Annotated in this window: 31 protein-coding genes; 21 read left to right on the top strand and 10 right to left on the bottom strand. The window is 38.6% G+C overall.

What is annotated here, in order from left to right:
* The first annotated feature begins 11 nt into the window (after window positions 1-11).
* The 4 genes from holA (at window position 12) to HX129_RS13165 (ending at window position 5,848) form a co-directional block, all read left to right on the top strand.
* Window positions 12-1,004 carry a DNA polymerase III subunit delta gene (gene holA, locus HX129_RS13180; protein WP_180045219.1) on the top strand — a complete coding sequence of 331 codons (993 nt, stop codon included), beginning with the start codon at window positions 12-14 and terminating at the stop codon, window positions 1,002-1,004.
* A 98-nt stretch (window positions 1,005-1,102) separates the two neighbouring features.
* The gene (locus HX129_RS13175) at window positions 1,103-2,416 is read left to right on the top strand and encodes a MacA family efflux pump subunit (protein ID WP_286434442.1); all 1,314 of its coding nucleotides are present in this window, start codon (window positions 1,103-1,105) and stop codon (window positions 2,414-2,416) included.
* Between the two features lie 2 nt (window positions 2,417-2,418).
* On the top strand, window positions 2,419-4,398 hold the full coding sequence (locus HX129_RS13170; protein WP_286434441.1) for a MacB family efflux pump subunit: 1,980 nt from the start codon (window positions 2,419-2,421) through the stop codon (window positions 4,396-4,398).
* A gap of 19 nt (window positions 4,399-4,417) precedes the next feature.
* Window positions 4,418-5,848, top strand: a complete 1,431-nt coding sequence (locus HX129_RS13165; protein ID WP_286434440.1) for an efflux transporter outer membrane subunit — start codon at window positions 4,418-4,420, stop codon at window positions 5,846-5,848.
* Between the two features lie 58 nt (window positions 5,849-5,906).
* Here HX129_RS13165 and HX129_RS13160 read toward each other — a convergent pair whose 3' ends face one another.
* From HX129_RS13160 to orn, 3 genes are all read right to left on the bottom strand, one after another.
* Complete coding sequence (locus tag HX129_RS13160; RefSeq protein ID WP_286434438.1) at window positions 5,907-6,710, bottom strand: enoyl-ACP reductase FabI; 804 nt, start codon at window positions 6,708-6,710, stop codon at window positions 5,907-5,909.
* A 150-nt stretch (window positions 6,711-6,860) separates the two neighbouring features.
* The gene (locus HX129_RS13155; RefSeq protein ID WP_130074084.1) at window positions 6,861-7,595 is read right to left on the bottom strand and encodes a Bax inhibitor-1/YccA family protein; all 735 of its coding nucleotides are present in this window, start codon (window positions 7,593-7,595) and stop codon (window positions 6,861-6,863) included.
* A 192-nt stretch (window positions 7,596-7,787) separates the two neighbouring features.
* Entirely contained in the window at window positions 7,788-8,348 is a 561-nt protein-coding gene (orn, locus tag HX129_RS13150) for an oligoribonuclease (RefSeq protein ID WP_171457479.1), read from the bottom strand.
* A 122-nt stretch (window positions 8,349-8,470) separates the two neighbouring features.
* Between orn and rsgA the strand changes: the two genes are divergently transcribed.
* The 4 genes from rsgA to secB all read left to right on the top strand — a co-directional run bounded on the left by rsgA (window position 8,471) and on the right by secB (window position 10,791).
* Window positions 8,471-9,529, top strand: a complete 1,059-nt coding sequence (gene rsgA, locus HX129_RS13145; protein WP_130074082.1) for a ribosome small subunit-dependent GTPase A — start codon at window positions 8,471-8,473, stop codon at window positions 9,527-9,529.
* Window positions 9,530-9,620: 91 nt separating this feature from the next.
* Entirely contained in the window at window positions 9,621-10,028 is a 408-nt protein-coding gene (locus HX129_RS13140) for a rhodanese-like domain-containing protein (protein ID WP_111858804.1), read from the top strand.
* A 16-nt stretch (window positions 10,029-10,044) separates the two neighbouring features.
* The gene (gene grxC / locus HX129_RS13135) at window positions 10,045-10,302 is read left to right on the top strand and encodes a glutaredoxin 3 (RefSeq protein WP_130074081.1); all 258 of its coding nucleotides are present in this window, start codon (window positions 10,045-10,047) and stop codon (window positions 10,300-10,302) included.
* Window positions 10,303-10,332: 30 nt separating this feature from the next.
* Entirely contained in the window at window positions 10,333-10,791 is a 459-nt protein-coding gene (secB, locus tag HX129_RS13130; protein ID WP_130074080.1) for a protein-export chaperone SecB, read from the top strand.
* Window positions 10,792-11,107: 316 nt separating this feature from the next.
* On the opposite strand, the gene HX129_RS13125 is transcribed toward secB, so the two are convergent.
* Window positions 11,108-11,482, bottom strand: a complete 375-nt coding sequence (locus HX129_RS13125) for a cytochrome b562 (protein ID WP_130074079.1) — start codon at window positions 11,480-11,482, stop codon at window positions 11,108-11,110.
* A gap of 179 nt (window positions 11,483-11,661) precedes the next feature.
* Entirely contained in the window at window positions 11,662-12,927 is a 1,266-nt protein-coding gene (coaBC, locus tag HX129_RS13120; protein ID WP_174493335.1) for a bifunctional phosphopantothenoylcysteine decarboxylase/phosphopantothenate--cysteine ligase CoaBC, read from the bottom strand.
* A gap of 113 nt (window positions 12,928-13,040) precedes the next feature.
* On the opposite strand from coaBC, the gene radC reads away from it, so the two are divergent.
* Both radC and HX129_RS13110 read left to right on the top strand, forming a co-directional pair.
* Window positions 13,041-13,778 carry a RadC family protein gene (gene radC, locus HX129_RS13115; protein ID WP_286434434.1) on the top strand — a complete coding sequence of 246 codons (738 nt, stop codon included), beginning with the start codon at window positions 13,041-13,043 and terminating at the stop codon, window positions 13,776-13,778.
* 39 nt (window positions 13,779-13,817) lie between these two features.
* Window positions 13,818-14,729, top strand: coding sequence for a bestrophin family protein (locus tag HX129_RS13110; RefSeq protein WP_130074076.1), 912 nt, complete (start codon window positions 13,818-13,820; stop codon window positions 14,727-14,729).
* Window positions 14,730-14,797: 68 nt separating this feature from the next.
* On the opposite strand, the gene HX129_RS13105 is transcribed toward HX129_RS13110, so the two are convergent.
* Window positions 14,798-15,649: a PHP domain-containing protein gene (locus tag HX129_RS13105; protein WP_286434433.1), complete on the bottom strand. Its 852-nt coding sequence runs from the start codon at window positions 15,647-15,649 to the stop codon at window positions 14,798-14,800.
* Window positions 15,650-15,696: 47 nt separating this feature from the next.
* On the opposite strand from HX129_RS13105, the gene HX129_RS13100 reads away from it, so the two are divergent.
* The 4 genes from HX129_RS13100 to mnmC all read left to right on the top strand — a co-directional run bounded on the left by HX129_RS13100 (window position 15,697) and on the right by mnmC (window position 19,120).
* The gene (locus tag HX129_RS13100; protein WP_130074074.1) at window positions 15,697-16,308 is read left to right on the top strand and encodes an inner membrane-spanning protein YciB; all 612 of its coding nucleotides are present in this window, start codon (window positions 15,697-15,699) and stop codon (window positions 16,306-16,308) included.
* A gap of 14 nt (window positions 16,309-16,322) precedes the next feature.
* Complete coding sequence (locus HX129_RS13095; protein ID WP_130074073.1) at window positions 16,323-16,625, top strand: YciI family protein; 303 nt, start codon at window positions 16,323-16,325, stop codon at window positions 16,623-16,625.
* A 4-nt stretch (window positions 16,626-16,629) separates the two neighbouring features.
* On the top strand, window positions 16,630-17,127 hold the full coding sequence (locus tag HX129_RS13090) for an SH3 domain-containing protein (RefSeq protein WP_130074072.1): 498 nt from the start codon (window positions 16,630-16,632) through the stop codon (window positions 17,125-17,127).
* A 61-nt stretch (window positions 17,128-17,188) separates the two neighbouring features.
* Window positions 17,189-19,120 carry a bifunctional tRNA (5-methylaminomethyl-2-thiouridine)(34)-methyltransferase MnmC2/FAD-dependent 5-carboxymethylaminomethyl-2-thiouridine(34) oxidoreductase MnmC1 gene (gene mnmC, locus HX129_RS13085; RefSeq protein ID WP_286434432.1) on the top strand — a complete coding sequence of 644 codons (1,932 nt, stop codon included), beginning with the start codon at window positions 17,189-17,191 and terminating at the stop codon, window positions 19,118-19,120.
* A 69-nt stretch (window positions 19,121-19,189) separates the two neighbouring features.
* Here mnmC and HX129_RS13080 read toward each other — a convergent pair whose 3' ends face one another.
* Window positions 19,190-19,504, bottom strand: coding sequence for a rhodanese-like domain-containing protein (locus HX129_RS13080; protein ID WP_130074070.1), 315 nt, complete (start codon window positions 19,502-19,504; stop codon window positions 19,190-19,192).
* 91 nt (window positions 19,505-19,595) lie between these two features.
* On the opposite strand from HX129_RS13080, the gene HX129_RS13075 reads away from it, so the two are divergent.
* From HX129_RS13075 to HX129_RS13065, 3 genes are all read left to right on the top strand, one after another.
* Window positions 19,596-20,084: a YajQ family cyclic di-GMP-binding protein gene (locus tag HX129_RS13075; RefSeq protein WP_130074069.1), complete on the top strand. Its 489-nt coding sequence runs from the start codon at window positions 19,596-19,598 to the stop codon at window positions 20,082-20,084.
* A gap of 23 nt (window positions 20,085-20,107) precedes the next feature.
* A complete protein-coding gene (locus HX129_RS13070) occupies window positions 20,108-20,611 on the top strand; it encodes a DUF4442 domain-containing protein (RefSeq protein ID WP_286434431.1) in 504 nt (167 codons plus the stop codon).
* Window positions 20,612-20,743: 132 nt separating this feature from the next.
* Entirely contained in the window at window positions 20,744-21,256 is a 513-nt protein-coding gene (locus HX129_RS13065; protein ID WP_286436286.1) for a nuclear transport factor 2 family protein, read from the top strand.
* 78 nt (window positions 21,257-21,334) lie between these two features.
* Here the strand turns inward: HX129_RS13065 and HX129_RS13060 are convergent, their stop codons facing one another.
* From HX129_RS13060 to HX129_RS13050, 3 genes are all read right to left on the bottom strand, one after another.
* Complete coding sequence (locus tag HX129_RS13060; RefSeq protein ID WP_218946370.1) at window positions 21,335-21,703, bottom strand: acyl-CoA thioesterase; 369 nt, start codon at window positions 21,701-21,703, stop codon at window positions 21,335-21,337.
* Between the two features lie 78 nt (window positions 21,704-21,781).
* Window positions 21,782-22,210, bottom strand: a complete 429-nt coding sequence (gene trxC, locus HX129_RS13055) for a thioredoxin TrxC (RefSeq protein ID WP_286435322.1) — start codon at window positions 22,208-22,210, stop codon at window positions 21,782-21,784.
* Complete coding sequence (locus HX129_RS13050) at window positions 22,207-23,106, bottom strand: alpha/beta hydrolase (RefSeq protein WP_174493342.1); 900 nt, start codon at window positions 23,104-23,106, stop codon at window positions 22,207-22,209. The genes trxC and HX129_RS13050 overlap by 4 nt, the downstream gene beginning before the upstream one ends.
* 124 nt (window positions 23,107-23,230) lie before the next feature.
* On the opposite strand from HX129_RS13050, the gene HX129_RS13045 reads away from it, so the two are divergent.
* From HX129_RS13045 to HX129_RS13030, 4 genes are all read left to right on the top strand, one after another.
* On the top strand, window positions 23,231-23,566 hold the full coding sequence (locus HX129_RS13045) for a protein tyrosine phosphatase family protein (RefSeq protein ID WP_286435325.1): 336 nt from the start codon (window positions 23,231-23,233) through the stop codon (window positions 23,564-23,566).
* On the top strand, window positions 23,559-23,981 hold the full coding sequence (locus tag HX129_RS13040; protein WP_180047494.1) for a protein tyrosine phosphatase family protein: 423 nt from the start codon (window positions 23,559-23,561) through the stop codon (window positions 23,979-23,981). The genes HX129_RS13045 and HX129_RS13040 overlap by 8 nt, the downstream gene beginning before the upstream one ends.
* Before the next feature lie 207 nt (window positions 23,982-24,188).
* Entirely contained in the window at window positions 24,189-25,358 is a 1,170-nt protein-coding gene (locus tag HX129_RS13035) for a hypothetical protein (RefSeq protein ID WP_180047495.1), read from the top strand.
* 83 nt (window positions 25,359-25,441) lie between these two features.
* A complete protein-coding gene (locus HX129_RS13030) occupies window positions 25,442-26,815 on the top strand; it encodes a dihydrolipoyl dehydrogenase (protein ID WP_286435328.1) in 1,374 nt (457 codons plus the stop codon).
* The last annotated feature ends 174 nt before the right edge of the window (window positions 26,816-26,989 follow it).

The following is a 26,989-nucleotide window of genomic DNA, read 5'->3' as shown; positions in this document are numbered from 1 at the left end:
CTGATTTAATTATGAAACTTGACTATCTCCAAGCCTTAAAACGTGTTGATGAAGCTCGTGGGGCTTGGATTATGTACGGTCAAGAACCGTTATTAGAACAAAATCTACTCGATGCTTTTCGTAAAAGTTGGAGTACGCACGACATTGAACGTCAACGTTATGATTTAACGAGCGTCAGTGATTGGAAACACGTATTTAATGCATTAGATAGTTTGTCATTGTTTTCTCAGCATTTGGCTGTGGAAGTGCATGGCAATATTAAGCCTGATGCCAATGGACTCAAACAACTTAAACATTATCTTCAACACAATGAGCATAATTTATTGCTCATTGTAATGCCAAAACAAGATACAAATAGTTTAAAGTCTAGTTTCTTTCAAACCGTTGAAGCCAATGGGGTTATGGTACAGCTTAGTGCCAATTCCCCCAAAGATCGTCAACGAATTTTAACCATTGAAGCTGATCAATTGGGTATTCAATTGGATCAAGATGCTTGGCTATGGCTTGAACAGCATCATGAGCATAATTTATTGGCTGCAAAAAATAGCTTAATGCGTGTTGCCGATACATTTCCTGAACAAAAACAGATCAAGATTGAACATCTATATGAATGTTTACAGGATCAATCACGTTATAACAGTTTTGACTTAAGCGATGCATTTTTGGCAGGAGATTTTGCTCAAAGCATCAAAATTTTAAATTATTTATTTGAGTCTGGTGAAGCACCCAGTCTACTGTTATGGACAATTAGTAAAGAAATGCGCCTGTTGATGCAATTGTATGAACAGCCGCAAAATGCTTTACAGCTTGGCATTTGGAAAACTAAAATTGCCACTTATCAGCAAACATTACGCCGTTTAAATCCACAAACCTTTTTATTATGGCCCGCGTTATTACTCAGCATTGATGCCTCAATTAAAGGTTTAAGTCAGGAAAATCCTGAACATTTAATCCAGCAAGCGATTGCTCTACTGTGTGGAAAAAGCTTATTCACCAATCACTAAAGAAAATAATTATCATTTAGCTTTGTGAAAAAATTCACTGTTTATCCTTATTTACATCTTATAATTTAACCAATTATCTTAGTTTACCTGCGACCATCATGCCCAAAATAAAACCGTCCAAAATCATTGTAATTGTGGTCTGTATTGCCATTATTGCTGCAATTTCATGGTTTATGTTGAAGCCAAAAGATGAAAAACCGCAGTTCATCACCTCAGAAGTAGTACGTGGAGATATTGAAAATGCTGTCCTTGCCACAGGAGGTCTTGAAGCCACAAAAATGGTCAGTGTCGGCGCACAGGTTTCAGGTCAGGTCAAAAAAATGTATGTTCAACTTGGTGACCAAGTCAAACAAGGTCAATTGATTGCACAAATTGACTCAGTACGCCAGACCAATGATTTAAAAACGGCAGAAGCCAATATTAAAAATCAACAAGCACAGTTGGCAACCAAACAAGCGACTTTAGCAAAAGTTGAAGCTGAATATAATCGTCAAAAAAATATGTATGCACAGGATGCAACATCAAAAGCTGAATATGAAAGTGCACTTGCTGCATTTAAAACAGCACAAGCTGATATTGCTGCAATGAATGCACAGATCGAACAATCTCGCTTAACACTTGCAACAGCAAAAGAAGATTTAGGTTATACCCAAATCCTAGCACCAATGAATGGTACAGTCGTAGCAATCGTCACAGAAGAAGGTCAAACCGTAAATGCGAATCAAAGTGCACCAACGATTGTAAAACTTGCTCAACTCAATACTATGACCATCAAAGCGCAAATTTCTGAAGCTGACGTGATGAAAGTAGAAGAAGGTCAAAAAGTTTATTTTACAACTTTGGGTGATAGTGAGAAAAAACGTTATGCAACTTTACGTCAAGTAGAACCTGCACCTGAGTCGATCAATACTGAAACATCAAATAACAGTTCATCATCTTCAAGTAATGCTGTTTATTATAATGCTTTGTTTGATGTCCCAAATGATGATGGCAAACTGCGGATTGATATGACGGCACAAGTGTATATCATCCTTGCCGAAGCAAAAAATGTACTGACTGTTCCTGCTGCTGCATTGCAAAGTTCAAACCGTCCACAACGTGCTAACCGCAATAATGCCGATAAAAAACTAGAAACAACTCAGAAAGACAAAACAGACCGTCCACAACGCCTAGAACTCACTGCGGACGAAAAAGCTTTAATCGATCAGGGCAAAGCATCTGTGGCGATAGTTCGTGTCGTGCAAGCAGATGGTACAGCCAAACGTCAACAAGTTTTGGTTGGTTTAAACAATCGTGTCACTGCTGAAATTATGCGTGGTCTTAAACAAGGTGATCAAGTGGTCATTGCAGATGGTTCTGACACCAGTAATGATTCAGCAAAACGTAGCAATCGAGGCGGAATGAGATTTTAATCATGAATCAGCATCAGCAACCTCTACTTGAGGTGAATAATCTGATCCGTGAATTTCCCGCTGGTGATTCGACTGTTCAGATTTTAAAAGGGATCGACTTAAAGATTTATGCAGGTGAATTGGTTGCCATTGTTGGTCAGTCAGGTTCAGGTAAATCAACGTTGATGAATATTTTAGGTTGTTTAGACAAACCTACTTCGGGCAGTTATCAAGTGAAAGGACGTGAAACACGTGAACTTGAACCCGATGAACTGGCACAGTTACGCCGTGAATATTTTGGTTTTATTTTCCAACGTTATCACTTATTGGGTGACATCAATGCGGCAGGCAATGTAGAAGTTCCTGCAATCTACGCAGGGATGAATCCCACTGCCCGCCAAGAACGCTCTAAAGCATTGTTGACTGAACTAGGACTAGGTGAAAAAACTCAAAACCGTCCAAACCAATTATCAGGTGGTCAGCAACAACGTGTCTCTATTGCACGGGCGTTAATGAATGGCGGTGATGTGATCCTTGCTGATGAACCAACAGGTGCATTGGACAAGAACAGCGGTATAGAAGTGATGCGTATTTTACGTGAACTGAATGCCAAAGGTCATACCATTATCTTGGTAACCCATGATATGAATGTGGCAAAAAATGCAACGCGTATCATTGAAATCAGTGATGGTAATATCATTTCAGATACACCCAACACCCCCGAAGCTGAAAGGATTGCAGCAACAGAAAATGCACTTGATGGTATAGAAAAGCAAAAAAAATCTTCTGCTTGGCGTTCGATATTAGACCGTTTCAGTGAAGCTTTTCGCATGGCATTATTGGCCATGAATGCACATCGTATGCGTACATTTTTGACCATGCTTGGGATTATTATCGGGATTGCTTCGGTCGTTTCGGTTGTGGCGCTCGGGAATGGCTCACAAAAACAAATTTTAGAAAATATTAGCAGTTTGGGTACCAATACCATCACGGTATTTCAAGGGCGAGGCTTTGGAGATAACTCCAAAACTGCCCAAGTCAAAACCCTGATCCCTGCCGATGCCGACGCCTTAGCAGAACAGCCTTATGTACAAGCGGTCAGCCCATCAGTTAATTCAAGTTTAACTGGGCGTTTCAAAGATACGGAAGCTGCAATTACGGTTAATGGGGTCAGTAGTGACTTTTTTGATGTCAAAGGCATGAGCTTTACCTCAGGACAAGCTTTTGACAAACATAGTGTGATTGAGCGTGCTCAAGATGTGGTCATTGACACCAATACAAAAAATACTTTTTTTGCTGATGGAACAAATCCCGTTGGACAAGTCATTTTATTAGGGACTGTACCCAGTCGAATTATTGGGATTGTAGATGCTCAAAAAGGGATGATGGGCTCAGACAGTTTAAATGTCTACCTGCCCTATTCAACAGTGATGAGTCGTATGTTAGGGCAATCTAACGTACGCAGTATTATCGTTCGTGTGAAAGATGAATATCCTACAGCAATCGCGGAAAATGCCATTCTCAGCTTACTTGAACAACGTCATGGTACACAGGATGTCTTTACCCAAAACTCTGACAGTATCCGTGAAACCATTGAACAAACCACTGCAACAATGACCTTACTCGTTTCAGCAATTGCCGTCATTTCTTTGGTGGTCGGTGGAATTGGCGTCATGAATATTATGCTGGTATCGGTGACTGAACGTACCCAAGAAATTGGGGTACGTATGGCTGTGGGTGCTCGACAAAGCGATATTTTACAACAATTCCTGATTGAAGCGATTTTGGTTTGTATCTTAGGCGGGATTTTAGGGGTGCTCTTATCTTTAGGAGTTGGTCAACTGATTAGCCACTTTGCCGGTGATAGTTTCCAAATGGCGTATTCTACAACCTCAATTATTGCAGCTTTCGTCTGTTCAACCTTAATTGGTGTGGTATTTGGCTTTATTCCTGCCCGTAATGCTGCACAACTTGATCCCGTCGATGCTCTCTCACGCGAATAAACAGAATAAGGAAATTATTATGCAAATGAATTTAACAAAGCTTGCAACTGCCTTGATTCTTGGAAGTTCTTTGGTGGGATGTGCGGCTGTGGTAAAAACCCCTTATCAAGCACCTGCGGTTGATATTCCAAACCAATTTGCTTATAGCAAAGTCAATCAACAACAGATTCATACAGCGCTAAATGCCGACCAATGGTGGAGCTTATTTGGTGATGCTCAACTCAACAGTTTGGTTGAACAGGTCATTGCAAAAAATGCAGATTTAGCTGTTGCTGGAATCAATTTACAAACTGCTCGCTTAAAAGCGGGTTTAGCTCGTGATCAACAAGGACCTCGTGTCAACTCAGGCGTATCGACAGGTCATTCATTTGATTTAAATTCAGGGGATGACAGTGCGAAGGGTTTATCGCTCAGTACAGGCGTCAGTTATGAAGTTGATCTGTTTGGAAAATTGGCTCGTCAAACCGAAGCGGCAAAATGGGAATCTTTAGCGACCGAGCAAGATTTACAAGCCACAGGGCAAACACTAATTGCCACGACAGCAAATCTATATTGGCAATTAGGTTATTTAAATGAACGCTATAGCGTAGCACAGCAAAGTTTAGCCACCACGCAAAAACTGTACGAACTGGTACGCACGCAATATCGTGCAGGTGCGGTTTCAGGCTTAGATTTGACCCAAGCAGAACAGTCTGTACAAAGTCAAAAAGCCAGTTTGAGCCAAATTGAACAACAGCTGGTCGAAACACGTACTGCTTTGGCGGTGCTATTACAAATTCCTGTACAGCAGCTGAATATTCAAGAACCCAAAAAACTGCCACGCATCAGCTTACCGTATATTGCAACAGGCTTACCTGCCGATATTTTGTCACGTCGCCCCGATTTACGTGCTGCTGAGTTACGCTTGCGTGAAGCGCTCGCCTCTAAAGATGCAACCAAAGCCAGTTATTATCCTTCGATCAGTTTGACGGGGAACTTAGGCTCAAGCAGTACTTCACTCACCAATTTACTGAAAAATCCTGCACTGACGCTCGGTGCCAGTTTGAGTCTGCCCTTTTTGCAATATAATGATATGAAAAAGGACTTAAAAATTAGTGAATTGGATTATGAAAAAGCCATTATTCAATATCGTCAGACTTTATACCAAGCCTTTGCTGATACTGAAAATGCACTTTCAAATCGCATTGAATTAGATAAGCAAGTTGCTTTGCAGCAGAAAAATTTAGAACTGGCTGAGAAAACTGAACGTTTAACAGATGTACGTTATCGCAATGGCGCGATTGCTTTAAAAAATCTGTTAGATGCGCAAGAAACCACACGTAATGCACGACTGTCTTTAGTACAAGTCAAGCAAAATCAATACAATGCTTATGTAACCTTAATGCAAGCATTAGGGGGTAGCCCGATTCAGCAATTACCAAATATCACTGGCACTGAAGTCACACCATAAATTTCATATAAAAAAGGCACTGAATCCAGTGCCTTTTTACCATCAAGTCATAAATAACTTATTCGCTATCCATCATTGATGCACTCATACCCACAGTATTGAAACCTGCATCTACATACAAAATTTCACCTGTAATCCCATTTGCCCAAGGTGAACAAAGGAAAAGTGCGGCATTTCCTACATCTTCAATCGTCACATTACGTTTTAACGGGGCAATTTTTTCATTCGCATCTAACATTTTACGGAAAGATTTAATACCTGACGCCGCTAAAGTACGGATTGGACCTGCCGAAATCGCATTTACACGAATCCCTTCAGCACCTAAGCTTGATGCTAAATAACGTACACCTGCTTCTAAAGATGCTTTTGCCATGCCCATGACATTGTAGTTTGGCATGACTGACTCAGAACCTTGATAAGTCAATGTGAGTAAGCAACCTTGACGCGCAAGCAACAACGGTTTTGCTGCACGTGCCATTGCAATAAAGCTATATGCGCTAATGTCATGTGCAACTTTAAAACCTTCACGATCGGTAACTTCAGTAAAATCACCATCTAAGGTATGTGCAGGTGCAAAGCCGATTGAATGCACAACACCATCTAAACCGTCCCAATGTTTTGCCAACTCAGTAAATGCATGATCAATTTCAGCATCAACCGCAACATCACAAGGAAAAACCAAGGTAGAACCAAATTGCTCTGCAAAGTCGTCTACACGTTTTTTCAATTTTTCGTTTGGATAAGTAAATGCAAGCTCTGCTCCTTCACGATGTAGCGCTTGCGCAATACCAAATGCAATCGATAATTTACTTGCAATTCCTGCGATGAGGAAGCGCTTACCTGCCAAAAGTCCTTGTGCCATGAAATTCTCACTTACAATAAGTTTGTATGCATAATGCCAAGAGTTTAATCAGAACAAAATTGCATAATCCACCTTTTTTCAGAACTTTACTCAAATCATAAAAAAATCGCCCATAAAGGACGATTTTTGAATTTATAACAAGGTGAGAACTTAATCATCGCCTTGCAATAAACTAAATAAACGCATGAATGAATAATACATCCAAACTAAAGTGGCTAATAATGCGATACCACATAGCCATTCAAACGCTTTTGGTGCACGTTGTGCAGCAGCATTTTCAATTAAATCAAAATCTAAAATTAAGTTCAATGAGGCAATAACCGCAACAAAAGCAGCAAAGCCTATGCCCAACCAAGAACTTTCAAATAGCCCAGGAATGCTTGAACCAAATGCCAAATTCATGATGAACTGCACAACAAAAACTAATGCAATCGCAATCGTTGCTGACATCACAATCGATTTAAATTTTTCAGTGGCACGAATAATTTTAAAACGATACAAACCAAACATCACAAAAGTGGTGACAAAAGTTGCCAACAACGCTTGTAACGGTACACCCGGAAATTTCAATTGGAAAATAACCGATGCACCACCTAAAAATGCACCTTCAAACAGCGCATAAGGAATTGCTAAAACACGTGCAGTATTTGGTTTAAAAGTTGCAACTAATGCAATGATGAGACCACCAATTGCGCCAACCATTGCAGCTGCATAGGCCATACCAAAATTCATGGTTGCAAAACTATAAATGAAAACACCCAAACCAAGCACAGCAGCAATCACAGTCATCAATATCGACTTTTGAATTGCACCCTGCACGGTCATCGGCTGACTGTAGTCCGCATGTGTTTCCACACGGGTTAAAATAGGGTTATTACTTTGCATATCTCAACTCATTGTAATATTTAAAATATAAAGGGATTGTAAAACGAATAATTGTCAAATTAATGTACAGCTTACTTCTTTTTGTAACAAAAGCAAAAATGTTGCCTAAATTAGTATAACTTAATTTTTAAAAATACACAGTGCATAAAAAAGAGGCAATTTCTGCCTCTTTTAATCATTTTCAATATGCAATTAATCTTGATTTGAGATAAAGAAATACTGACGATAGTATTTTAACTCCGCAATTGAATCACGAATATCATCCATTGCTAAATGTGAGGCATTTTTCTTCAGACCGCTCATAATCTCAGGGCGCCAGCGTTTTGCCAACTCTTTTACAGAAGAAACGTCTAAATTACGATAGTGGAAATATTGTTCCATTTCAGGCATTAAACGATGTAAAAAACGACGATCTTGGCAAATTGAATTACCACACATTGGCGATGATTTTGGATTGACCCATTTCTTTAAAAATTCCAAAGTCTGTAACTCTGCATCACGTGCAGTCAATTTACTACGACGGACACGTTCAATCAGACCTGACTGACCATGCTGTTTGGTATTCCACTCATCCATTGCATTTAAAATAACATCTGATTGATGTACTGCGAGCACTGGACCTTCCGCAAGAATATTTAAATGATCGTCCGTTACAATGGTGGCAACTTCAATAATTTGATCGTTGTCCGTATCAAGACCTGTCATTTCAAGATCAATCCAAATCAAGCGTGTATCTGGGGTGCTGCTGCTCATAAAGTGCAATCTTATTAGGCTATAAAACATGAATAGTAGCAAATTTCTGACATCTGCGCTGTAATTCATTCGTTCAGCATGTTATTTTTGCCTTCTTATTTTTACGGTTTTTTAGGATATGAATGGCTTTAATTCGTAAACGTCGTTTAACTGAACAGCAACAACGTCGCATTCAGAAACAACATAAAACACGTCAAGAAGAAATCGACACTTCAAATGACCTCGAAGGTTTAGTGGTCCAACATTATGGACGTCAACTTGAAGTACAAGCCCTTTCTGTTCCTGATCAACATCCTGAAAAACCACAAGTTAAAGCAGGTGATCCCGAACCCTTTTGGAAAGCCATTGAGCTAGACAGTGTTTGGCGTTGCCATACGCGTACCAACTTAGAACTTTTGGTCACAGGCGATAAAGTCAAATGGCAAGCTGATCCCAATACAGGTTTAGGGATTATCACAGCCATTCATCCACGAACATCATTACTCACCCGCCCTGATCGTTATCACAAAGTTAAACCCGTGGCAGCTAATATTAGTTTGATTGTCATTGTCTTTGCAGCTTTACCCGAACCTGCACCGACACTGATTGACCGTTATCTGGTTGCTTGTGCTGATGCCGATATTCCTGTGTTATTGGTACTGAATAAGTCTGACTTACTTAAAGAAAATGATCCTATTTTAGATATGCTTAAAGAGTATCAAGCTTTAGGCTATGAAGTCCTCATCACACGTTCTGATGGTGATTTGACGCCACTCGCACAACGTCTTGATAATGAAACGGTTGCTTTTGTGGGGCAATCTGGTGTGGGCAAAAGCTCTCTGATCAATGTCATCGTGCCTGATGCAGCGCAAAAAACCAATATTATTTCTGAAAACTCAGCTTTAGGACAACATACCACCACATCTACGCGTTTAATTCGCTTTGGTGAAAATGGTGCGCTGATTGACTCACCGGGCATTCGTGAGTTTGGACTTTGGCATTTAGATTTAGAAAAAATTGATGCTGGATTTTCAGATATTGCCAATTTTTTAGGGCATTGCCAATACCGCAATTGTACCCACACGCATGAAAAGCAATGTGCACTGAAACAAGCTGTTGCCGAAGGTGAAATCTTAGCAAGACGCTTAGACAGTTATTTGCGCTTGGTAGACGAAATTACCGAGGCGCAACAAAAAAATTAATTTTCTTTAAATCTAGCCTTGAAGCAGTGATTTTGATCACCATATATATAGGCTATACTCGACACAAATTTTGATTGTAATTAGGTGAATTGTGGAACGTTGGTTTGAGTTTATGGGGAATCACCCCTTCTTATTTGGTGTTTTAGGGGTTCTGATCATTTTGTTCTTCGTATTTGAAGGTCAACGCAGTGGTCGTAAAATCTCTCCTCAATCACTCGGTATTTTAGTGAAAGCAAAAAATGCCATGTTGATCGATTTACGTGATGCCAAAGATTTTAAAGAAGGTCATATCAGCGGTAGTCGCAATATCCCTTACAGCAAAATTACAAGTCATTTAGAAGAGTTAAAAACTGCTGATCGTCCATTGGTCTTTATTTGTAATATGGGTCAAGTTGCAGGCAGTGCATTGCAACAAGTCGGTCATACAGATAGTTACCGCTTAGACGGTGGTATTAGCAATTGGAAAGCCCAAGGCTTACCATTGATCAAAGCGAAATAAGTTTAAGGAGTTGAAAATGACTGCTAATGTAATTGTATATTCTACAGTTTCTTGCCCATATTGCGTTCGAGCAAAACAACTTCTTGAACGTAAAGGTATTGAGTTTAAAGAAATTAATCTTTCAAATGAAGCACCTGAAGTTCGTGTAGAACTCATGCAACGTACAAAACATCGTACAGTGCCACAAATTTTTATTAAAGATCAATTCATCGGTGGGTTTGACCAACTTTATGCGCTTGAAAAAGCTGGCAAACTTGACGAATTACTCGCTTAATCACTTCATAATATTTAAGGAATATAAAGAATGAGTGAAGAACAACAAGCTCAACCACAACTTGCTTTAGAACGTTTATATGCAAAAGACTTATCTTTTGAAGTTCCTGGGGCGCAAGTTTTTACTAAAGAATGGCAACCTGAGCTGAACATCAATTTGTCTTCTTCTGCTGAAAAAGTAGACCCAACACACTTCGAAGTTTCTTTGAAAGTGGTTGTTCAAGCGAACAATGGTGGTGAGACTGCTTTTATCGTTGATGCAACACAAGCGGGTATTTTCCTGATTGATGGAATCGAAGAAGAACGCTTACCTTACATTTTAGGTGCTTACTGCCCGAACATTTTGTTCCCATTCCTTCGTGAAGCGGTGAATGATCTTGTCACTAAAGGTAGCTTCCCACAATTGCTTCTTACTCCGATCAATTTTGATGCTGAGTTTGAAGCAAATATGGAACGTGCTCAAGCCGCTGCTGCTGAAGGTCAAGCTTAATTTTTTCGAATTAAGTGTTGATTGAAAGACCGCTTTATGCGGTCTTTTTTATGACAAATTTAAAAATGACTAAAGCTTTATATGTGGTTGTTCATCAGAGCTATTTATAGCTTGGTTTACTTAAACGACTCCGTAAACACCCTCTTTAACTTCCTAAGCCTCAATTGTAGGATTATTTTCTTACTTATCTTATCGATAAAAGGATTAAAATACTTTTAGATTATCCGTACTTTTCTCATATTTCATGTCATAAAAAACCGCATCTCAATGCGGTTTTAAAGGGAGCAGGTTTAACGCGGTGCTTCAACTGATCAATTTAACGATAAATTTTATGCCCTTGATCACGAATCTCAGCAATTTTCTTTGCTTCTATTTTAGCATGGTCTAAGTGACCACCTTTTACTAGCGATTGAGTTTTATCAATTTCTGCAATGATCTGATCATATAATTGCGTTGAGGTGACCGCTTGCGCTTCGCCACGACCTTTGAGTTTAACTTTTTTAGCATCATTTGCAGCTAGGCGCATATTATCTAAAGCTTTATTGGCTTCAGCAGCATTATTACTCTGATTAAATGCTTTATAGTTTTTTGCAAGTGTTTTCATATTCTCTTCTAGACTTGCAGCAAAGCTCATAGAACTCATGACACATGTTGAAGCAAGTAGAAAAGTGGCTAAAGTTTTTTTGATCATCTCGATCATCCTTTAAAACTGTGGCTGTCAATAAAAATTAAATAGCGCAATACTGTTATATTTATTGTCCATTTATATGCTTAAACATAAGTTAAAATCATTCAAAATTGCAAATAAAAAATGCAACGGATTCGTTGCATTTTCTTAGACTAATTGCATCTAAAATCTTAAATAAACGATTAAACAGGCTCTATTTCATGATGTAAGGCATCGTGAATTGCTTCAATAAGTTGCTGCGCGATCTCCTGTTTTGATGCTTTTTCTAGATCACGTTTTTCCATTTGGTATTGCTCTGCAAAAAATACGGTCATGGCGTTTTGATCTGACGCAAAACCAATATCTGCACGAGATACATCATTACAAGCAATCATATCGAGCTTTTTAGCCACCAATTTTCCTGCAGCATATTCTTCAACATGACGTGTTTCTGCTGCAAAACCCACCATAAATGGACGTTTCTTTTGCTGTGCAATTGTTGCCACAATGTCGGGGTTTTTAATCAATGCGACATTGAGCTCATCACCCGCTTTTTTAATTTTATGTTCAGCAACTTCAGCCACTCTATAGTCTGCTACGGCTGCTGTCGCAATAAAAATATCACAGCCTTCTTCAAGCTGTTTCATGCTTTCATCTAGCATCTTTAAGGCAGATGAAACATTAATACGTTTTACACCATTTGGTGTATCTAAGCTCACAGGACCTGCTAACAATGTCACTTTGGCTCCTGCACTATAACATGCTGCTGCAATCGCAAAGCCCATTTTTCCAGTACTATGATTTGAGATATAACGCACGGGATCAATCGCTTCACGTGTTGGCCCTGCCGTAATTGTCACTCGTTTCCCTGCCAATAAACCAAATTTTTCTGCAATCGCTCTTTGTGCTTGATGGAAATAATCTTTGACTTGATCTGCTAAATGCTCAGGTTCAGGCATACGTCCTAAGCCAACATCTCCACAAGCTTGTGAACCTGCATCAGGCATAATGACATGTACACCATCTTCAACCAGAGTATTTAAATTACGCTGCGTTGCTTTGGCTGCCCACATTTGCTGATTCATCGCAGGTGCAACCCAAACTGGCGCTTTGGTTGCTAAATATAAAGTGCTGAGTAAATCGTCTGCTAAACCAGCCGCAAACTTAGCAAGGGTGTCACAACTTGCAGGTGCAACAAGGAGCAAATCTGCCCAACGTGCCAGCTCAATATGCCCCATACCTGCTTCAGCTTCTGGGTTTAATAATTCAGTATGGACAGGATTTCCCGACAATGCTTGAAATGTTAATGGGGTAATAAATGCTTGAGCGCCATGGGTCATCACCACACGCACGTTAAAACCGTAATCCTTTAAACGGCGGACGAGAATGGCACTTTTATATGCGGCAATTCCGCCTGTGACAGCGAGAAGAATATTTTTATTAGAAAATACACTGAGATCGAAACTCACGATCAAGTCACCTTTCTGTTGCAGTGGCGCTCACAATAGCATTAAATAATCTAGATCCCAAGACATTCACTTGGGAAATTGAAAAGTAAAATAAATCAAAATAGTGAATAATAATGAATAATTCCACTAAAACGACATCAATTAAACAATGGCCTGAACAAGAACGTCCAAGAGAACGTTTACTCAACCAAGGGGCTGAAAGCTTGTCTGATGCTGAGCTTTTAGCAATTTTCCTACGTTCAGGCTCAAAACAACATTCTGCTGTAGAGTTGGCACGTATACTCATCCAACATTTTGGGCATCTCAATGCCGTATTTGATGCAACATCTGATGAAATCAAACAGTTTCATGGCATTGCAGATACCAAATACTCTCAGCTCATGGCAGTTAAAGAACTTGGACGACGTTATCTCAAACAACAACTCTATCAAGGCGTAGATTTAAGTCGCTCCGATTTAATTGGTGATTATCTACGTTATGAATTACTTGGTGAACGTCAGGAAGTCTTTGCCGTTCTATGTTTGGACAGCCAATTACGCAAACTTAGCTTTAAAAAATTATTTTATGGTTCAACTAACTATTGTGATATTTCAATCAATCAACTATTACGCTATGCCATACAAAAACAAGCCAGTTTTATTGTAATCGCGCATAATCATCCCAACGGCGCTGCCGAACCTTCTATTGCAGATCAGCAGCTTACTCAACAGATTTTAAAAGCATGTCAGCTTGTGGAAATACAATTGCTTGATCATATCATTGTCACAACAACACAAAATTATTCATTTGCTGAACATCAACAAATCATTACCACGGGTTTTGTACCAAATCATATTGACAATAACCATTAATGTGAGGAAGATCATAGAAAAATAACAGATTCGATTTACATGATTGTTCGGGAACAAAACGACACTTTTAAACTACTTTTTTCATGGCGTGGTACAATTTTACCGAAGGTTTTACCGCCTTTAGGTTTTGTCATGCTGATTTCTGCGATCGTAGGAGGAATTGAATATACGGGTTTATATCGTTTCCCAGAATTACCTTTAGTCGGATTTACTTTAATCGGTGTTGTACTTTCAATTTTTTTAGGCTTTAAAAATACAGCTTGTTATGATCGTTGGTGGGAAGCCCGAAAACTTTGGGGAATGCTGATTGCCAATGCACGACATTTTGACCGAGACTGTCGTATGTTTCCTCAAGGTCGTCGTGAACGTATCATTCAACATGTGATTGTTTTTGCAAATGTATTACGCGATCGCCTACGCCATCAAACCGCAAGTCCAGATGTTTTAGTTGAAACCAGTGGTATGAGCCAACAGGCTTTAAAACAACTCTATCAACAATCTAATGCACCTCAATACACACTCAGCCTAATCCAATGGGAACTGATGCAAGCGCTAAAAGAAGGTGAAATTTCCGATATTATTTATACTCAGCTCAATGAGCATGTCAATGAACTCAGCCTCGTACAAACAGGTTGTGACCGTATTGCCACCACGCCTTTGCCCTTTGCTTATTCTGTGTTGCTCAATCGTACTGTCTATTTCTTCTGTTTTATGCTGCCCTTTAGTTTGGGCTCATTATTGGGGTTAGGTACACCACTTTTGGTCGGAATTTTAGCATACACATTTTTAGGCTTGGATGCTTTAAGCTCTGAAATTGAAGAACCTTTTGGTACCCAAAGCAATGATTTACCCTTAGATGCAATGGTTCGTACCATCGAAATCGAGCTTTTAGGCACTTTAGGTAAACCAACACCACCACCGATTCAGGCACAGGATCATAATTTGTTGTAATGTGTATTTTCTGTTCTTCATCTCCATTGTTCCACCTAAATAGTGAAAATGAAATTAAACAGAACGCATTAACGAAAATACTCCCAAATCCCCACTTGTCCTTCTTTTACACGTGGAATATTGCCGAGTTTAATCCAAGGCATATGACTACCATGAAAATCACTTCCGACAGAAACCTTTAAAGTAAATTGTGCAATCATCCGATCTACCATTTGTCGGGTAGATAAAGTTTCGATCGCAGGTGGAAGTTCTACAGCGTCCCCCCCAAATTGGGCAAAAACCTCAATCAAATAACGAATATTCGTTGCTGATAAATCATAACGTGTGGGGTGTGCCAAAACAGCAAAACCTTGGCTGTCATGAATCACTTGAATGGTTTCTGCCAAACCTAAACCATCAAATTTTACATAGGCTTTTTTACCTTCTTTGATATATTTATCAAATGCTTGTTGTACTCGACTCACAATGCCTTTTTGCACCAATATTTTAGCAATATGGGTACGTGTCACTCGATCTGCCTCACCCTCTACCATCAATAAAACTTCAGGATAAATATCCTGCCCAATGAGGGGGATAAGTAATTGGCAAATTTTTTCGGCACGTTCAGCACGAATACGTTTTTGTTCGGCAAGTAATTTCTCTAATGGCGCAGGATTTTGCATATTCAGCGCCACAATATGCACACCATAGGTTTTTTTAGTGGCAGGACGTGACCATTGACTTGAGATTTCTACACCTGAAATCAGTTGCATGCCTAAGGCATCAGCACATTTTTTCGCACGTTGTACACCATCCATCGTATCATGGTCAGTCAATGCAAAGGTCTTTATTCCCAATGCATGTGCAGCTTCAATCAGCTCTTCAGGTGTAAGTGTTCCATCTGAAATATTACTATGCGTATGTAAATCGACACCAATCATTGTTTGTATTATGCTAAGTCACCAAAATTTGATGACTCTACTGTAGCATGAAAGCGCTATTTGATTATTTACCAATTATTATCTTCTTTTATTTTTATAAAACGACAGATCCCAAAGATAACCATCACCCATTATTAGAATTAGTGGGAAGTACAGGCAATGCAGACCAAAACCATATTTTAGTTGCAACCTGTGCCTTATTAATCTCAACCTTAGTGGTTTATGGGTGCTTATTCTTCGCACAAAAATTCAGACTGGAAAAAATGCAATGGTTTATTGTCATTATGTCTGTCATTTTTGGTGGAATTACCCTCGCATTTAGTGATGTGACCTATATCAAACTTAAAGCAGTCATCTTAAATTTAGGCATTGGTATTGGCTTTTTAGTTACACCATTCTTCAATAAAGAACGTTTACCAATTATTCAAAAAATGTTAGGTTCGATGCTTGAACTCACACGCCAAGGTTGGATGCGCTTGAACTGGGCATGGTGTGGTCAATTCTTCCTACTCGCTGCTTTACATTACTTTTTCGGTTTCTTGTATATGAATGGCAAATATTGGGGCGAATTTACCGCTTTTGGCGATATTATCGTATCCTTGAGCTACCTTGCTGTTATACTATTTTGCTTGCGAAAACATTTTAAATCTTCAGAGTAAATCAGGTTTTTTCCATGCCTTTATTTGTGATTACCTGTACCGATCGAGATGGTACAGTTGAAAAACGTCTTGCTGTGCGTCCTCAACATTTGGCACGTTTAGAAAAATTAGATGCCGAAGGTCGCGTCATTGTCGCAGGCGCTATGCCCAAAGACCGTGAGAATCCACAAGCAGGTTTTTATGGTAGTACCATGATTTTAGATTTTGAAAGTCGTGAAGCATTGGATGAATGGTTGCAGGATGAACCTTTTGTCAAAGAAGGTGTGTATAGCCACGTTGATGTTAAACCATTTAACAAAGCTCTACCAAAAGGATAAGCCAATGCGTGTTGTTGTCCAAAGTTTATTGGGTTTTTCTTTATTCTGCTCATCTGTCGTTTGGGCAGAACCGACAGCTACAACACCAACCAATCAAGCTGCACAAATTGCTGCGGCAACGCCTCCCCCAAAACCCTCTATTCTGCCTGCGGTTGCGGGTGCTAATGCGATTGTACAAAATCAAGCGCAAGCACAGGAAAATAAACCATTAACCGCAGAACAGATCATCAAAGAAAAAGCCGCGCAAGATGCCAAAGTCAAAGCTTTGGTCAAAGATCAAGCGACTCGCTTACAGCAACTTGAAAAAGCCAATTTGGAAGCATTATCACAAAACCAAGAATTACAATTGAAAAATGACAATCTTGGTGTGCAAGTTCAAGTTTTACAGAGTGAACAAAGTGCACAAATGTTTTTATACGGCGCCGCAACCATTGCTGTGGGTGTATTATTAGGCTTCTTGATTGCCAGTTATATCTATACCAAGCGTCGTCGTCAGTGGTAAGCCACTGACCTCACCGACTTGATTTAAGCGTTTTATTTAAAATTTCAAAAGGTATATAACATTGCCAAATACCATTCAAACTGCTGACTTGGATTGGCAATGTGTTGATGGAATTGAAGTTCCTGTCTCTAAACAATTCGGTGATGTCTATTTTTCCAAAGACAATGGACTACTCGAAACACGCCATGTATTTTTAAATGGCAATGATCTTTCCACCCGCTTAGCCGATTTACATAATTTTGAATATTTCACAGTCGCTGAAACAGGTTTTGGCACAGGTTTAAATATTTTAGCGTTATGGCAACTTTGGCAACAGGTTCGTCCTGATAATCATAGCCATTTACATGCCATCAGTGTTGAAAAATTTCCATTGTCCAAAACGGATCTGATACGTGCTTTAAATGCTTGGGATGAACTCAAGCCTTTAGCAGATCAACTGATCCAGCAGTACCCTTTACCTCTTGCGGGTTGTCATCGTCTAAACTTTCCATCTGAGCGCTTTTCCATTGATTTATGGCTCGGTGACGCACAGGATGTTTTCCCCATCATTCCAAAAACCACATCGGTGAATGCATGGTTTTTAGATGGTTTTGCGCCCTCGTGTAATCCTGATTTATGGGCAGAACATATTTTCAATCATGTCGTGCGTTTATCTGATTATGGGACGAGCTTTGCCTCATTCAGTGTTGCAGGTGTTTTAAAACGAGCTTTAAAACAACATGGCATTTTTATTTCACGCCCCAAAGGTTTTGGGCATAAACGGGAAATGCTCAAAGCGATTTGGATCAAACCAGAGGCACAATCAGCGCCGCATAACAATGATGATGCAAAGCAACATCGAGAGGTAGTGCAACAAAAATCTGAAACCAATATTGCTCAGTACAACAAACAACGCCATATTGCGATTATAGGCGCAGGAATCGCGGGCTTAAGCTGTGCTTGGGCATTTGCCGAGCGTGGGCATCAAGTGAGCATCTACGACCAATCAGCGCCATTGGCAGGTGCTTCGGGTAATCCCCTCGCGTTACTTAACCCTAAACTCAGTCCGATTGCACAAAGTGCAGATCATCTGATGACCTTGTCATGGCAATTTGCACAACATTATTACCCGCAATTTAAAGCCTTTCGGGCAATTTCAGTGCAGCAACTGATTCAAAAAAATCTGCAAGAGGCTTTAGATTTAGTCAATGATTATTCTTCTGAGGTTTTAGAATATTTCACTGCTGAGCAATTAGATCTGCAAACCCACTATGCCAGTGTGCAACTTAAACAGGCAGGTGCAATTTCACCGCAGCAACTACGTGATCAAATCCTTGCGCATGATTTAATTGATTTTAAAATCGCACAGATTGAACAATGCCAAAAATTAGACAATAAACAGGTTCAGCTTTTAGATGTTCATAAAAATATCTTAGGGCAGTTTGATCATGTTGTGGTGTGCTGCGCACGTGAAAGTCAGAAGTTTTTCTCACACTATCCACGCTTAAGGGCCATTCGCGGGCAAGTGAGTTGGCTCAAAAATACAGGATTGGCTTTAAATCCCCAACATGCCTACAGTTTTGGTGGTTACTGTATGCAACTTGATGCTGAACATTTGATTTTAGGTGCATCATTCCATCCTGAATGCGATGATTCAGCTGTAGCACAAGCCGACCATGTGCATAACTACGAACTTATCCACAATGCCTTTCCTGCCTATGCTGAAGCATTGCCTCAAATAGATAGTTGGCAAGGGCGTGCCTCTGTACGTGCGCAAACATTGGACTATTTTCCTGTACTTGGGCAAGGCGTAGATGATCTAGAGATGTATAGCTTTGCAGGCTTAGGTTCGAAAGGTTTTTTATTTGCACCGCTTTGTAGTGAAATTTTAGCAGCATTGGTTTTAAAGGAAGCCTGCCCTATTTCGCAAAATTTATTGAATATGCTCAGTCCTACACGTGGTCGAAAAAAGATCAGGGTGCGTAAACCCTATTATCAAGCACCACAAATTTAAATTTTTATTTATGCTCAGAATTTAAAACGCTTCTATCATTACAGAAAAAGCGCCTTGCGGCGCTTTCCTTTATGCTTCTTGCTCTAAAGGCAAGCCTGCATCACGTGCTGCACGTGTACCACCCATAAGTACGACATAATCACGAGAGCTATCTAAGCTTTCTAACTTTTCAGCTGCACGTGGGGCTTTACTACCACCGCCACATAAAATGTATATGGGTTGATCCGAATTCACTTGAGTTAAGCTCTCCGCCGATAAATTATCAATAGGCTGATTAACAGCACCTTTGATATGACCTTCAGCATAAGCTTTTTGATCACGGACATCCCAGATAATTGCATTTTCTGGGAACTCAAATGTTGTAATTTCTTGTTTACGGATCATTGCGCACTCCTTTGATGTAAACAACACTTGGCAAATGAAGAAAACATCCCTAGCATCTCAGATATTCTTTCCATTTGTAAAGGTCTAAACTATGCCATCTTTCGATATTGTTTCAGAATTAGAGATTTTTGAAGTAAATCATGCCGTTCAGAACACACAAAAAGAGATTGCGACTCGATTTGACTTTCGTGGTCAAGACGTTTCGATTGAAATTAATGAAAAAAACAAAGAAATCAAAATTTCAACTGAAAGTGATTTCCAATGTGAACAAGTTTATACCATGCTTGAAAATCATTTCTTTAAACGCAAAATTGACATTCAAGCACTTGATCCACAAAAAATGACAGCTTCAGGTAAAAATGTGATTCAAATCATCAAACTCAAAGATGGTCTTGACTCTGATACTGCAAAAAAAATTAATAAAGCCATTAAAGAAAGTGGTGTTAAAGTGCAATCATCTATTCAAGGTGACAAAATTCGTGTAACTGATAAAAAGCGCGATACTTTACAGCAAGTCATGGCATTTTTAAAAGAACAGCAGTTTGGTGTCCCACTCCAATTCAATAACTTTAAAGACTAAGGTCTTTTCATCAGGGATCTCATATGACTCAGACCAATCGTTTAGCAAAAATCGTCAAAGCAACATCTAAATTGCCTTCAGGTATTCGTAGTACCGTTTTAAGCAAAGCGTTTGGTCGAGTCGTCCCGATGGTGGGAACGGCAAAACTACGTTATATCGACATCACACCCTCACGTGTCGAAGTCAAAATTGAAAATAATAAAAATATGCAAAACCATATCGGACAATCGCATGCGTGTGCAATGGCCTTAGTGGCAGAAACTGCGACAGGTTTTGTGACAGGTATGAATATTCCTGATTCATGCATCGTCCTCATTAAACATATGAATATTCAGTTTAAACGCCCATCAAAAGGTGGGTTAACTGCGATTGCAACATTAACCGAAGAACAACGTAAGCTCATGCAAGACACCGAAAAAGGTGAAACTGTTGTCGCTGTCACAGTCACAGATGAGTCAGGTCAACAACCTATTGAAGCAGAAATGTTGTGGGCTTGGGTATCAAAAGCACATCTTAAAAACAAATAAATGTAAATAAAACTTACTTTTGAGTAAGTAAAAATTTTACCAAATCACTCAAAATCAGAGACGAATATTCACTATATTCTCTCGTATTTAATCTTCAAGATGGTGTATATAAACATCATCTTGAGAATAATCATGTTGCACGCTACTTTAAAAAAAGCGCTTATTTCTAATGCTATTGTACTGCCATTACTCATCACTGCATGTAGTCAAAGTCCAATACAAAATTCACAATCTTCAGCTACAACAACGCTCACAACAGCACAAAACAGTGCAGAACAAAATAAAAAAATCGTCATCGATTTCTATGAAGGTGTATTTTTAAAACATCAAGTCAAAGAATATGCTGATCGTTATATCGGTGATCAATATATTCAACACAACCCACATGTCCCTGATGGTAAAGCACCATTTGTCAATTATTTCATAGGACATTTCAAAGAGAATCCTGAAGCTAAAAGCGTGATCAAACGTGCTGTTGCAGAAGGAAATCTAGTCTTTTTACATGTACATTCAACACAAAATGCCCAAGACCGTGGCGTTGCCATTGTCGATATTTTTAGAGTAGAAAATGGTAAAATTGTAGAGCATTGGGATGTACAACAGGCTATTCCTGAACAAAGTGCCAATAGCAATACGATGTTTTAAAGTAAATATTTAAAATCACATAGACATAAAAAATCCCAAACATAATTGGGATTTTTTATTTTTAATCTTTACAAAAAGTTAAGCACTTTGCGATGCAGCGTATTGTACTTTCACTTCTTCAGGAATTTGACGTTTATTCCCAGCAACATCAACAGCAACAAAGGTAAAGACGCCTTCTGTTACACGTTTTGCTGAACGAGAACTGTCATGACTATCCCATACCTCAATCTGCATTTGAATTGAGGTATTCCCCACTTTTAAAATCTTCGTATAACAACTAATCACGTCACCGACTTTTACAGGAACTAAAAAAGTCATCTGATTAATTGAAATCGTTGCACAACGTCCTTTACTAAAACGTTCTGCATGAATTGCACCTGCCAAATCCATTTGCGAAACGATCCATCCACCAAAAACATCACCACTCCAGTTGGTATCCGCAGGCATTGCGATGGTTTGAAGGGAAAGCGTACCTTCAGGTTTTACATGAGAATCTGACACATGAACTCCAAATTGGTCAATTAACTAAAAAGATTTTAACTGCTCATCTAACCAATCTTGTAACTGGCTAGAACGTAAAGCGCCGCTTATTCTAGCAATTTCTGTGGTTTTATTCATTAAAACTAACGTTGGAATACTACGAACATTAAATGCACTGCTCAAACGCGGGTTTGCTTCCGTGTCAATTTTAGCAAATACCACCTGTGGATTATGCTTTGCAACTTCTGCAAAATGTGGTGCCATCATTTTACAAGGTCCACACCAATCCGCCCATAAATCAATTAAAATGGGTAAATCACTGTGACTGACAAAATTGCTAAATTTTTGTTCATTTAACTCAATTGGTGCGAGTGGAATAAGCGCTTGATGACATTGACCACACGTGGGTTGTGCATCTAATTTTTCATCAGGTACGCGATTTTTAGCGCCGCAAGCTGGGCATACAATGATCATGAGCTCACTCCAATATGTTGATGTAAAAACTCTAATTGGGTCAAAATGGCTTTTTCCAACCATTGCCCATGATAAATATCATAATGAGACATGTTCCATTCGTAATATTTTACAAATGGTGCAATATTTGTTGCTGTTTCACGGCTAGATGAAATAGGAACAACACTGTCTTTTTTCGCCGCAATAAACAACACAGGAATATTAATCCTTCTCACGATTTCAATCGGACGATAGCGAATCAAATTAAAGAACACCCGTGCAGGAACTTCACCACTCCAATAATAATCAGGATTGACTATCGACATATAACCGTTATAGCTGTCCCTTGTCGGAATAAAACACAAACTAAAAGGATGTACCACAGGCAATGTTTTTGGCTGCATCCCTATTTTTGCACTCATATAGTCTTGGCTAGAGAGTTTCAGCGCTTTCGGTAAATGATGAATCGGATAAAGTTTAGCCGTTTCATTACCATCCACAAAAGGAATTTGCACCATGACCGCTTGAATATTTTTCACTTCTGCTGCGAGTGTTAAGACATATCCCCCACTGAGTGATGTTCCCCACAACACCATTTTACGTGAGTTAATACTTTTTTTACTACTCACGTAGGTGATCACTGTTTTCCAATCTTCTAATTGATCGGTCAAGGAAATTTGTTCACGGGGTTGCCCAGTACTCCCCCCCCAATAACGATAATCAAATAGTACAACCGCATAACCTGCTTGAGCAAAACGCTTGGCATATTCGATTAAACGAAATTGTCTTAAGGCTGCAAATCCATGCGCCATCACAATCACTGCTGGTTTTTTTATATTTTTAGGTCTATAGAAATCAGCAGCAATCACCTCCTGACCGCTTGGAACATACAGTGGTTCGACTGTATAAGCGTACATAGGCACTCCATTCCATTATATTTTGTTGGTTTTATCTTATAAATCTACTTCATTACTAAATCGTAATACAAAGCTTAATGCTATGATACTAACATAGTTTTTTTAAATATTGTGGAGCATCATCATGAGTGAAAATGTTGGATTTGCAGGTCAAATTAGTCCTGAACATATTTCCCAAGTTGTTGAAAAAGGTTTTAAATCGATTATTAATAATCGCCCAGATTTAGAAGGTGGTGCTGAACAACCAACAAGTGCTCAAATTGAGGAAGCTGCACGTAATGCTGGCTTAGATTATGTACATCAGCCTGTGGTTGCAGGTCAAATTACAGAAGTAGATGTACGTACTTTTGCGAATCATTTTAATGAACTTCCAAAACCTGTGCTAATGTTCTGTCGTACAGGGAATCGTTCAAACAACCTTTACCAACTTGCAAAACAAATGGATCTCTTAGATGACTAAGAAACAATTTACCTTTTGGATTGTTTTTCTTTGTTTTAGTATTTCAAACACTTTTGCAGAAACACTTTTTGATCGAACTACACTGACACCATCAGTCAGTGTAGCAGGGAAAATGACTATCGATAAATTTCAAGTTTTGCTCACTCAAGGCTTTAAATCTGTCATTGTGAACCGACCTGATAATGAAAGGGGTAATCTTGTTACAGCATCTCAATTGCGTCAAATATCTGAAAAATCTCAAGTCAGTTTGGTTTATCAGCCTGTCATTTCAGGTAAGATCTCACAGCAAGATGTCATTGAATTTTCAAAATATTACAATAGTTTACCCAAACCTATTTTAATGATTTGCAAAAGTGGCTCAAGATCAACCTCATTATTTAATCAAGCAAAAGAGGCGGGACTTCTTCATGAATAAAGTCATTTTAGTAATTATGAGTGTTGTACTTTTAAGCGCTTGTAGCAGTATGAATGTTAAACCAACTGTTGGCGTGAGTATGGGGGCGTCGATTTAAATTAGAAGAAATATGATATGGTGCTATTTGCACCATATTTTAACTGTGCTATCTTTACATAATATAAATAAATTTATACATACATTTCAAATCATTTTTTTGGGGTACTCATGAATTTTCTGAAAGGAACATTAGCATTAAGTCTGTCTTATTTACTCGTTGCGTGTGGCGGTGGAGGTAGCGATGGTTATTATGATAATAAAGTTACTGATAATATACCTCCAACAACACAATCTGAAGAAACTATCAAAGCACAAAAAACATTAGATCTACTAAAAACTGAAGGGCAATATTTATTTGGAAACTATGATCCAAATGATTCTACAACGGCTAAAGGCTATATTGATCATGCTTTAGATACATTTTCTCAAGGTCCACTACAGCTAGCTATAGATGCAAAAAAACTATTTGATAAGGACAAAACAGCTTTCTATTATCGTGAAAAATGCATGGACTCTGGAACATATGCAAATACTGGCTGCTATATTCTTTTCGGCGACAATGTGATTAAAAATGCCTTAAATAATATTAACCCTCAAAAATATACTTCTTGGGATTTTGATGTAAACGATAATGAAATTGCAGGAATGAAACTTTCAGAAGATCAAATTAATAAATTTACCGGTAAAACAATGATCATCATATTTGATAATCGTAATACTGATAAAAAATATAATGATATTTGGGTCACTGGTGTATTTGGATATCCATACAAACAATCGTGGGGGCTCACTCAAACTGATCAACTAAGAATTGTTTCTATGAATGAAGCTGATAGTAACTATCAAGTAACATTAACTTATGATGATGAGACTACCGAAACTAAAGGTGCTTTAAGTATTTATAAAGACCCAACTTCAAAAGATGGTGAATTATACGTACTCCAAAACAATTCATCATTTGACGTTCTTACAAATGACAACCCAAATACTCCTGAAGTAGAACCTGTATCCTTTACAATTAATTCAATTCCAGGTGATAATTCAGCTTTAGCTACTTATCGCATTAAGTCAAACCTAACACAAGTACTTAATTTACCTAATGTATCAGCAATTTCAGGTACACGTATCGAAAATGAAACTCCATCAGCCAATACCCAAAATTTTACGGGAAGTATTTATCTTGAAGGTAGAAATATTTTTACATTTAAACAAGCCCTAAATGGTTCAATCTTGAAATTCAAACATGCACTTAATGGTATTACGTTTGAGGGACAATCTGTCAATCAGAATGGTAAGATTAGCACAACTTTAACTCAACCAAATAACATCAAATACTAATGTAAATATTTGCAAGAAAGCCTTCATTTGAAGGCTTTTTTTATTATATTCTTTTTAAAATAGTGAGTTATGAGTTATTTTTTATGTACGATATTATTATTATTGGTGCTGGCACAGCAGGCATTTCAGCCTATAAAGAAGCTGCAAAATACACTTCAAACCTACTGATCATCAATGATGGTCCTTGGGATACAACATGTGCACGTGTTGGCTGCATGCCAAGTAAAGTGCTGATTTCAAGTGCAAATCGTCTATATGATATACAACACGCAGATGAAGTTGCATTAAACATTAAAGCAGAGATTAATACGACACAAATTATGCCTCATGTCCGCCAACTGCGTGACCAATTTACACAAGCAACATTAAAAGATGTAGAAAGTTGGAATTCTACCCATAAAATAAATGGCAAAGCCAAATTTATTAATTCCAATACAATCGAAGTCAATCAACAACAATTTCAAGCAAAAAGTTTTATTATTGCCGTAGGCTCAACACCAAGTTTTGATGTTGCATGGAAACAAGAACTCAAAGAACACCTTATTACCTCAGATCAAATCTTTGAATTAGAGCAACTTCCTAAATCACTCGCAGTCATTGGCAGTGGTGTAATTGCAATTGAGCTAGCACAAGCCATGCAGCGTTTAGGTGTAAAAACAACTGTTTTTGCACGAAGTAAGAAAGTCGGTTCACTTTCTAGCCCACAATTGCAAGAATTAGCACAACAAACTATTGCCAAAGAAATAAATATTTTATTTGAAACACTGCCACAAAAAGTTGAAAAAACAAAAAATGGTGTAAGAATTCATTATCAACTTGGAAATGAAAATATAACTTTAGAGGTCGACTACTTATTAATAGCAACAGGTAGACAATCTTTGCTGAACACCTTGAATTTAGAAAATATTCATCCTGAATATCAAGACCTAAAAAAACTTCCGATCCATCCCCAAACGAAGCAATTAGCAAGCTTACCTATTTTTATTATTGGAGATGCATTTACAAATACACCTATTCAACATGAAGCAGCTCATGAAGGTAGAATAGCTGTACACAATTGTCTAAATACCCCAATTAAAAATATTAAGACATTAACACCACTTGCGATTATGTTTAGCTCACCTGAAATGGCAACAGTAGGACAGAGTTATAAAGCATTAAAAGACCAAGAGGTTGATTTTATCACTGGTTTCGCATCCTATCAAAAACAAGGACGTGCTCTTGTACTCGGTAAAAATAAAGGTGGCATTGAAGTTTATATTGATAAAACATCACGAAGACTTTTAGGTGCAGAACTTTTTGTAGAATCCGCTGAGCATATGGCACATTTACTTTCTTGGATGATCGCTGAAGAAGTAACACTTGACGATCTTCTTACAAAACCCTTTTATCATCCAACACTTGAGGAAGGGTTGCGTACTGCTTTAAAACATGCAAGAAGACAATTAAATCAATAAAATATAATAAGGAATAATTGAAATAATTATTCCTTATTTATAAATACTATTTTCCCACCCGCCATAAAAAACACCCCCAACCTTACGGTTGGGGGTGTTTAAATTTAAAAGCTGGCGATGACTTACTCTCACATGGGTAATCCCACACTACCATCAGCGCTAAGAGGTTTCACT

Source organism: Acinetobacter sp. 251-1 (genome assembly GCF_030329305.1).
In the GTDB taxonomy this organism is placed as follows: domain Bacteria; phylum Pseudomonadota; class Gammaproteobacteria; order Pseudomonadales; family Moraxellaceae; genus Acinetobacter; species Acinetobacter piscicola_A.
Note: the sequence above shows the minus strand (reverse complement) of the source record. Positions and strands in the feature narration are given on the sequence as shown.